The sequence below is a fragment of the Streptomyces sp. NPDC044044 genome (assembly GCF_056434405.1).
The window spans coordinates 178,512-186,120 of the sequence record NZ_JBWKFG010000014.1 but is presented as its reverse complement, the minus strand read 5'-3'; the positions used below and the strand labels follow the sequence as shown (position 1 = coordinate 186,120).

At 70.6% G+C, this 7,609-nt stretch carries 7 protein-coding genes and 1 pseudogene; 5 read left to right on the top strand and 3 right to left on the bottom strand.

Going from position 1 to position 7,609, the window contains the following annotated elements:
* Positions 1-369: pseudogene (locus AC07AG_RS40635) on the top strand (2-oxoacid:acceptor oxidoreductase subunit alpha); the annotation flags it as partial.
* On the top strand, positions 362-1,459 hold the full coding sequence (locus AC07AG_RS40630) for a 2-oxoacid:ferredoxin oxidoreductase subunit beta (RefSeq protein ID WP_478761927.1): 1,098 nt from the start codon (positions 362-364) through the stop codon (positions 1,457-1,459). The pseudogene AC07AG_RS40635 and the gene AC07AG_RS40630, both read left to right, overlap by 8 nt.
* 36 nt (positions 1,460-1,495) lie before the next feature.
* On the opposite strand, the gene AC07AG_RS40625 is transcribed toward AC07AG_RS40630, so the two are convergent.
* On the bottom strand, positions 1,496-1,870 hold the full coding sequence (locus AC07AG_RS40625; protein ID WP_478761926.1) for a winged helix-turn-helix transcriptional regulator: 375 nt from the start codon (positions 1,868-1,870) through the stop codon (positions 1,496-1,498).
* Positions 1,871-1,961: 91 nt separating this feature from the next.
* Here AC07AG_RS40625 and AC07AG_RS40620 point away from each other — a divergent pair, with 91 nt between their 5' ends.
* Entirely contained in the window at positions 1,962-2,822 is an 861-nt protein-coding gene (locus AC07AG_RS40620) for an SDR family oxidoreductase (protein ID WP_478761924.1), read from the top strand.
* Between the two features lie 123 nt (positions 2,823-2,945).
* Positions 2,946-4,010, top strand: coding sequence for an EamA family transporter RarD (gene rarD / locus AC07AG_RS40615; protein ID WP_478761922.1), 1,065 nt, complete (start codon positions 2,946-2,948; stop codon positions 4,008-4,010).
* Between the two features lie 92 nt (positions 4,011-4,102).
* Here the strand turns inward: rarD and AC07AG_RS40610 are convergent, their stop codons facing one another.
* Positions 4,103-5,008, bottom strand: coding sequence for an NAD(P)H-binding protein (locus AC07AG_RS40610; RefSeq protein WP_478761921.1), 906 nt, complete (start codon positions 5,006-5,008; stop codon positions 4,103-4,105).
* Positions 5,009-5,119: 111 nt separating this feature from the next.
* On the opposite strand from AC07AG_RS40610, the gene AC07AG_RS40605 reads away from it, so the two are divergent.
* Positions 5,120-5,989 (top strand): AraC family transcriptional regulator, encoded by an 870-nt coding sequence (locus tag AC07AG_RS40605; protein WP_478761920.1) that lies wholly within the window; start codon positions 5,120-5,122, stop codon positions 5,987-5,989.
* Here the strand turns inward: AC07AG_RS40605 and AC07AG_RS40600 are convergent.
* Positions 5,923-7,176 carry a hypothetical protein gene (locus AC07AG_RS40600; RefSeq protein ID WP_478761919.1) on the bottom strand — a complete coding sequence of 418 codons (1,254 nt, stop codon included), beginning with the start codon at positions 7,174-7,176 and terminating at the stop codon, positions 5,923-5,925. The two genes, AC07AG_RS40605 and AC07AG_RS40600, sit on opposite strands and share 67 nt — an antisense overlap.
* Positions 7,177-7,609 lie beyond the last annotated feature (433 nt).

Below are 7,609 nucleotides of genomic sequence, written 5' to 3'. Positions count from 1 at the left end.
CAGGCCAAGATCGACGGCATCGACGTCCCGGACCTGGAGGTCGACGACCCGACCGGCGACGCCAAGTTGCTGGTCCTGGGCTGGGGTTCGACCTACGGGCCCATCACCGCGGCGGTACGCCGCCTGCGCGCGGTCGGCGAGAGCGTCGCCCAGGCCCATCTGCGCCACCTCAACCCCTTCCCCCGGAATCTCGGCGAGATCCTGAAGCGTTACGACAAGGTGGTGATCCCCGAGATGAACCTCGGGCAGCTCGCCACACTGCTCCGCGCCAAGTACCTCGTGGACGCGGTCTCGTACAACCAGGTCAATGGAATGCCGTTCAAGGCCGAGCAGCTCGCCACGGCTCTCAAGGAGGCCATCAATGGCTGACACGAAGACCGAAGGCACCGGGAGCACGATCGAAGCGCTTTCCCTGGTGCCCAAGGCCGAGGCCAAGCAGTCCATGAAGGACTTCAAGTCCGATCAGGAGGTGCGCTGGTGCCCCGGCTGCGGTGACTACGCGGTCCTGGCCGCTGTGCAGGGCTTCATGCCGGAACTCGGCCTGGCCAAAGAGAACATCGTCTTCGTCTCCGGCATCGGCTGCAGCTCCCGCTTCCCGTACTACATGAACACCTACGGGATGCACTCCATCCACGGCCGCGCCCCCGCCATCGCCACCGGACTCGCCTCATCGCGGCGCGACCTGAGCGTGTGGGTGGTCACCGGCGACGGCGACGCCCTGTCCATCGGCGGCAACCACCTCATCCACGCCCTGCGCCGCAACGTGAACCTGAAGATCCTGCTCTTCAACAACCGGATCTACGGCCTGACCAAGGGCCAGTACTCGCCCACCTCCGAGGTCGGCAAGATCACCAAGTCGACGCCGATGGGCTCCCTGGACGCCCCCTTCAACCCCGTCTCCCTGGCCATCGGCGCGGAGGCCAGCTTCGTGGCGCGCACCGTGGACTCCGACCGCAAGCACCTCACCTCCGTGCTGCGCGAGGCCGCCGAACACCCCGGCACCGCCCTGGTGGAGATCTACCAGAACTGCAACATCTTCAACGACGGCGCCTTCGAGGTGCTGAAGGACAAACAGCAGGCCGAGGAAGCCGTCATCCGCCTCGAACACGGACAGCCCATCCGCTTCGGGACCCCCCTCGACAACGGCCTGGGCTCCAAGGGCGTCGTCCGCGATGCGGCCACCGGCGACCTCAAAGTCGTCCCGGTCACACCTGAGACCGAGTCCCAGATCCTGGTCCACGACGCACACTCCACCTCACCGACGCTGGCCTTCGCGCTCTCGCGGCTCGCCGATCCCGACACCCTGCACCACACCCCCATCGGCGTCTTCCGCGACGTCAAACGCCCGGTCTACGACACGTTGATGTCCGACCAGCTCGACACCGCCATCGAGCACAACGGCAAAGGCGACCTCGCCGCCCTGCTCGCGGGCGGCGACACCTGGACGGTAGTCGGCTAGCTCAACTCGCCCTGTCCGAGGCCCGGTTCTGATCCTTCAGGACCGGGCCTCGTCGTATGCAATTCGCGCTTCCTGCACGTCCGCGAGGCGGCGCTCGGTCCACTCGGCGAGCGCCCGGACCTGCTCACCGACCTCGCGCCCGAGGTCGGTGAGCGAGTAGTCGACGCGCGGCGGGATGACCGGCCTGGCATCGCGGTGCACCAGGCCGTCGCGCTCCAGGGTCTGCAGGGTCTGCGTCAGCATCTTCTCGCTGACCCGGCCGAGGGCGCGGCGCAGCTCGCTGAAGCGGTACGAGCGCTCGTCCAGGGCGATCAGGACGAGCACGCCCCAGCGGCTCGTGACGTGTTCCAGGACGAGGCGCTGCGGGCACATGCCCTCGTCGCCGCCGAGGTTCCAGGCACTTACTGTCATGCCTGTACCTTACTTCAAAGTGGGTACTTTCCAATAGTTAGCGCTCGACGTAGGCTCATTCTCGGAACCACACCAAAGGGAGATATCAGGCATGAGCATCGTCGTCACCGGAGCCACCGGAAACCTCGGCCGTCTCGTCATCGACGGGCTGCTCGACGCGCAGGTGCCCGCCGGGCAGATCGCCGCCGTCGTCCGCGACAAGGAGAAGGCCGCCGAGATCGCCGCGCGCGGCGTCGAGCTGCGGATAGCGGACTACAACGCGCCCGAGACCCTCGCCGGCGTCTTCGCCGCGGGCGACCGGGTCCTGCTGATCTCGGGCAGCGAGGTCGGGCAGCGTGTGCCGCAGCACGCGGCGGTGATCGACGCCGCACGCTCTGCGGGCGTCGCGCTCCTCGCGTACACCGGCGTCCTTGGCGGGCCCGACGCCGACTTCAGCCTCGCGGACGAGCACAAGGAGACCGAGCGGCTCGTCCTCGGCTCCGGCCTGCCGCACACGTTCCTGCGCAACGGCTGGTACCACGAGAACTACACGGCCAACCTCGCCCCCGTCCTGGAGCACGGCGCCGTCGTCGCCTCCGCGGGCGAGGGCCGGATCGCCTCCGCCTCGCGCGCCGACTATGCGGCCGCCGCCGTCGCCGTACTGACCGGCGAGGGCCACGAGGGCAAGGCCTACGAGCTGAGCGGCGACGTCGCGTGGAGCCTCGGCGAGTACGCCGCCGAGGTCGCCCGGCAGAGCGGCAAGGACATCTCGTACGCGAACGTGCCCGCCGAGCAGAACCACGCGATCCTGACCGGCGCCGGGCTTCCCGAGCAGTTCGCCACGATCCTCGTCGACGTGGACTCGGCGATCGAGCGGGGGCTGCTCGCCGGTACGAGCGGTGATCTGTCCCGGCTCATCGGGCGGCCGACGACGCCGATCGCCGACGCGGTCGCGGTGGCGCTCAAGGGCTGACGCCGCGGGGCTCAAGGGCTGACGCCGCAGGACCCAAGGGCTGACGCCGCAGGGTGAGACGGGTCATGACCGTTTTCGTGAGACGGGCATGACACCGGGGCGTCCGGGCCGCTACCTTCTTGGATGCAGCGTGGGGCTGCCGTGCACCAAGGAGGGGCCGTGGACGCTGCCGCAGCTGAGCAGTCGAAGGGCGAACAGCGCATAGGACTGCTGAACGGTTTCGCGGCCTACGGAATGTGGGGCCTCGTGCCCCTCTTCTGGCCCCTGCTCAAGCCCTCAGGGGCGGGCGAGATCCTCGCGCACCGCATGGCCTGGTCGCTCGTCGTGGTCGGCATCGCGCTCCTGTTCGTGCGCCGCTGGGCCTGGGCGGCCGAGCTGATCCGCCAACCGCGGAAGCTCGGCCTGGTGACGATCGCCGCGGGGGTCATCACGATCAACTGGGGCGTCTACATCTGGGCCGTGAACTCCGGCCACGTGGTGGAGGCCTCCCTCGGCTACTTCATCAACCCCCTGGTCACCATCGCGATGGGCGTCCTGATCCTCGGTGAACGGCTGCGGCCCGTGCAGTGGGCGGCCGTCGCCGTCGGCCTCGCGGCGGTCCTCGTCCTCGCCTTCGGGTACGGGCAGCCGCCGTGGATCTCGCTCTGCCTCGCCTTCTCCTTCGCCACGTACGGACTCGCGAAGAAGAAGGTCGGCCTCAGCGGTCTGGAGTCGCTCGCCGCCGAGACCGCGATCCAGTTCCTGCCCGCGATGGCGTTCCTGGTGTGGCTCGGCGTGCGGGGCGACGCCACGTTCGGCACGGAGGGTGTCGGGCACGGGGCGCTGCTGGCGGCGACCGGTGTGGTCACCGCCATTCCCCTGGTCTGCTTCGGCGCCGCCGCTATCCGGGTGCCGCTCGCGACGCTGGGGATGCTGCAGTACCTCGCGCCCGTCTTCCAGTTCTTGCTCGGCATCCTCTACTTCCACGAGGCGATGCCGCCCGAGCGGTGGGCCGGGTTCGGGCTCGTGTGGCTGGCGTTGACGCTGCTGACCTGGGACGCGTTGCGCGGCGCGCGGCGCAATGCGGTGCGGCTTTCCGCTGCGCGGAAGGCTGCGGCTGCTCCGCCGGTTCCCGCAGCCCCCGTCGCGGGGCGGGCGACGGAGCCCATGACTCCCGCTGCCGGGCGGGAATCAGAGACCGCGGTCTGACCTACCCTGCGGGCCGCCGTTTGCATCTGCGGGTGTGCTCTGGCTGGTCGCGCCGTTCCCCGCGCCCCTTACGGGGCGCCCCCGGCGGGAAGTCAGCCCCAGGCCTTCGCATCCGCCGCCGCCTTCGCGTACACGCTGAAGTCCCGGGGCTCACGGCCCAGTACGTCGCGTACTCCGCTCACCGGCGCCGCGTTGTAGCCGTCGGCCAGCCAGGCCAGGACGTCCGCCAGGGCGCGTGCCGTGTCGGCGGGGACGCCGCCTTCGGTCAGTTCCGCCACGTACGCGTCCGCCGTGATGTCCTCGAACCGCATCGGCCTCCCCGATGCCTCCGCCAGCTCCGCGACCGCCTCGGCGAAGGACAGTGCGCGCGGCCCGGAGAGTTCGTAGACCCGGCCCGTGTGCCCGTCCTCGGTGAGCAGCGCCGCGGCCACGTCCGCGATGTCGTCCACGTCGATGAACGGCTCCGGCACGTCGCCGACGGGCAGCGCGAGGCGGCCCGCGAGCAGGGGCGCGGCAAAGATGTCCTCGTCGAAGTTCTGCGTGAAGTTGTTGGGGCGGATCACCGTCCAGTCCACGCCCGCCTCGCGCACCACGCGCTCGGCCTCCGCCATGGACGGCTCGAAGGAGTCGCCGTACACCTCGACGCCCCGCCCGGACAGAACCACGAAGCGGCGTACGCCCGCCGCCACGGCCTGGTCCACGAAGTCGGCGATCGGCTCCGGGGTGGGCGGGCCGACCAGATAGAGGGCGCCCACGCCCTCCAACGCCGGGGCCCAGGTGGTGCGGTCGGTCCAGTCGAAGCGGGTCTCGCCCGAGCGGGACGCGGCGCGCACGGTCCGGCCCGCGTCCCGCAGCCGGGGCACCAGTCGGCGCCCGGTCTTGCCGGTGGCGCCGAGGACGAGGATGGTCGAATTCGCTGCCTGCGCTGCCTGCGCTGCCTGTGATGTCTGCGCCGCCTGCGCTGCCTGTCCTGCCTGTCCTGCCTTGTTGTCGGTCATGGGCTCAGCCAATCGCGTGCCGGGCGGTACAGACATGGGCGTTCGTCTCGCACGGATGGGAGTACGTCTACGCCCGCGTTCCGGCACGCGGGAGCCGTCTACGGTAGGGACATGGACGCACTGGGGGATCTCCTGCGCGGCGTACGCGCCGACGGAGCGCTGTTCAACCGCACGGTCCTGAGCGGGCCTTGGGAGTCGGAGCACAGCGAAGGGGCGGCGCTGACGCTGGCCACGGTGGTGCGCGGCACGGCCCGCGTCACGGTCGTGCCGGGCGCGCCCTGCACCCTGCGGGAGGGGGACGCGGCCGTGGTCTGCACGACGGCCCCGTTCACCCTCTCGGCCACGGGCTCCGACGAGTGCGAACTGGTCACCGGCGCCTACCAGTTGGACGGCGCCGTCGGCCGGCGCCTCATCAGCATGCTGCCGCCGCTCCTGGTCGTCCCCGCGGGCGACGACTGCATGCCCATCCTGGAGCTGATCGCCGCGGAGGTGGCCGCCGACCGTCCGGGGCGCCAGTACGTGATGGACCGGATGCTCGACTGGATGCTGGCCTGCACCCTTCGCGAGTGGTTCGACCTGCCGGACGCCTGCCCGCCCGCCTGGTACCGCGCGCTCGGCGACGAAGTGGTCGGCCCCGCCCTGCACGCCATGCACGACGAGCCCTCGCGGCCCTGGACGGTGGCCTCGCTCGCCGCACGCGCCCAGGTGTCCCGGGCTGCGTTCGCCCGCAACTTCGCGGAGCTGGTCGGCAGGCCCCCCATGGCATACCTCACCGAGTGGCGGATGACGCTCGCCGCCGAGCTGCTCGCCGAGCCGGGCGCGACGGTGGCCGCCGTGGCCGGACAGGTCGGGTACGCGGACGGCTTCGGCTTCAGCGACGCCTTCAAGCGGATCCGCGGCATCGCACCGAGCGGCTACCGCGCCTCGCTGACGGCCGGGCGCCCGGACTCCGGCTCCGGCTCGCTCAGGGCGGCGGGCTGACCCCCGCTCCCTGCCCGCCCGGCCGACTCCGGAGCCCGGCCCCGACCTGACGCGAAGCCTGGCGCAAAGCCTGACGCGAAGCCTGACGCGAAGCCTGACGCGAAGACGGAGACCACCCAGAGCAGGCCGAGGTCTATGCCCAGTTCGATGACCGCCGCGAACTGGGACAGCGTGAACTTGAATATCTGGCCGAACAGGATGTCCACGAGCAGAGCCGCCTGGAAGAGCCGGAGCGCCGACATCCGGTCGGAGCCGAGCCGCTTCAGACCCACCAGCCCGAGGACGGCCGAGGTCACCTCGGTGAGCGCGACGGCCAGATGGGCCCCCGGATGCGGACCGTTCGCCAGCTCGCCGCCGACGACGTCCATGGTCATCCACACGGCGAAGAGCACCGCTTCCGTCAGCAGGCAGAACACCGCGAGACCGAGCACGACGCGGCTGCGGGCCACCCGCCGCAGGACGCGCCCGACGCCGGTGGCCCAGGACCGCCACCGCGCCGGCTCGGCGGGCGGACGCTCGGGCAGGACCGCGAGCAGCCTCACCAGAGCGGCGTCGACCTCGCTCTCCGAGCCCGCGACGAGACGTGTCGCCGTCTGCCGCTGCTCGGCCGTGAGCCCCGCGGTGACGCCGGCCAGGGCGAGGTCTGCGGCGTTCGCGGTGCGTTGCGCGGCGGCCCGTGCCGTGCGCTTCGTCATCGCCTGCGACACCGCAGGTGCATGTGCATGCGCATGTGCCCCAGCTTGTGTCTCCGCCCGTGTCGCGTTCGCCGTGTGCCTGCGTATCAGGTGGGTCAGGAGCAGGAGCAGCACGAAGCTCAAGTAGATGATCCCTGCGGCCGGTTGGTAGAAGTAGCCCGGCTCGTCCGTGATCTGTTTGCCCACCTCGTCGATGAAGAGCCCGAAGCCGACGCCCCCGGTGAGGGCGGCCGCGATGCGGGGTGTCCGGCCGATGAAGGTGAGCATGAGGACGATCGCCGCCATCATCAGGAGCCCGCCCCACAGCATGTGGGCGATGTGCAGACCTCCCGCGCCGCCCCCGCCGAGCTTCGGATACCCCGCAAGGGCGAGGAAGGCGCGCGTGACCAGGACCGTGGCGATGCCGGACAGCGCGAAAAGTTTCAGGTCGGTGGGGGCGACCGCCACCCGGACCAGCGTGGGCCCGCTCGGCAGCCCTTTGCGTCGTCGCACGTCGTGTCCTCTCCCCCTGGGCGAATCTCCCGCGAATCCCGGCGGACCCCCCGCGGACCCCCGCGGACCCCCCGCACAGACAGCCGCCGATCCCCCGCACGAACAGCCGCCGATCTTCCGCACGGACGCCCGCCGGCCCTCCGCCGACCCTTGATCCCAGCTTGAGGGACCGGAGATCTCCCAGCGATCCGGGATCACCCTGAGCAGCCCCCCAACCGGCCCCTAGGTGACGCGGAACGAGTACGAGGAACACCCAACGCCCGCCACGCGAATGGACTCGACCGACCGCCCTGCGGAACACGTCGACCGATATGCGCTCTTGACGCGCGGTCAAGCTCACCAGCACCATCAGGCACGCCAATTCGCTTCGACGTTCACCGAATTGGCGTACCCCCACGGAACGAACGATCCAACAGAACACGGAGCCCCCCAC